The sequence below is a fragment of the Motilibacter deserti genome (assembly GCF_011250635.1).
Lineage (GTDB): Bacteria > Actinomycetota > Actinomycetes > Motilibacterales > Motilibacteraceae > Motilibacter_A > Motilibacter_A deserti.
In genome coordinates, this window is sequence record NZ_JAANNP010000048.1 from 3,447 (window position 1) to 4,530 (window position 1,084).

At 68.7% G+C, this 1,084-nt stretch carries 1 protein-coding gene and 1 pseudogene; both read right to left on the minus strand.

Annotated features, from left to right (window positions below):
* A pseudogene (locus tag G9H71_RS18100) lies at positions 1-303 on the minus strand (ThuA domain-containing protein); the annotation flags it as partial.
* 461 nt (positions 304-764) lie between these two features.
* The coding region (locus G9H71_RS18105; protein ID WP_166284196.1) for a carbohydrate-binding protein at positions 765-1,084 on the minus strand (320 nt) is incomplete at its 5' end.

The following is a 1,084-nucleotide window of genomic DNA, read 5'->3' on the forward strand; positions in this document are numbered from 1 at the left end:
GGCCGTCGTGAAAGGCGTCGTCTCGAGCTTGGTGGCGCCCGGCACGGAAGCTGCGGTCTGCTGCGGGTCGAACACGTCGACGGTGAAGCCGTTGGACCGGCCGAGCGCGATGACCGCGCGCGTGCCCTCGTCGATGCTGGAGTGGCGGAAGCCCAGCGTCTTGCCGACCACGAGGACCTTGTACTCGTCGGCGGCGATCGCCGGGGAAGTCATCGCCGATGCGGCGGTCACTGCTCCCACTGCCGGCACGGCCATCGCCGTGCCGACCGTCGCCGTGATCAGGCGACGGACAACTTGTCTCATGCACTGCCCCCTCTGCTGCGGGTCGACCTCTGTGTCGACGCTGCGCGTGGTGCTTGCCGGGCCCTCCCCCAAGCGAAGCCGAGCTGGCTCCGGTCCGGATCCGAGCAAGCAGAAGTCACCGGTCCGGCGGCACGCCGCCGGACCGGAACACTTCCGGTCTGACCGCCCGGCCTTTAGGCCGGGACGTCAGCCGAATCAAACGCACCGGGCACGCTTCCGTCAATAGCCCGCAGCAGCCGTGATGATTTCGTTGGAGTGATGGGTCGAACTGACATCGATATCGGTCGTTGAGGCAAGAGAACCGGTGAACACAAGCAACAATCAGCCCGAGCAACAGAACACCAGGGCAACGGATAGCGCGGACGGGTCGAGGTGGTGCACCGGGTCGATCCCGCGGCCCTCGACAACGCGACGAGGCCCCCTCCGTGTGGAGGGGGCCTCGTCGGGCTGGCGTCGGACGGCTACGGAGTGGTCACCCCTTGGCCGACGAACGACATCCAGTTGAGGTTGAACAGGTTCCCCGTCGGCTGCCCCGCCGCCCCGGTCGCCCGGAAGACGAGGTAGACCTGCTGGGCCCCGGCGCCGGTGAGGCTCGCCGGCAGCGCGACGCGCTGGGTGTTGTAGTTCCCGTTCGGCGCGTTAAGCACCGGCAGGGTCGCCGCCAGGGTGCCGGTCGGCGAGCCGAGACGGACCTCGATGTTGGCTCGGACGGTCCCGGCCAGCGCCGCGGAGCCGCCGGAGACCCGCAGGTCGACCGCAGTCATGTTGGCGAAGTTGAGCG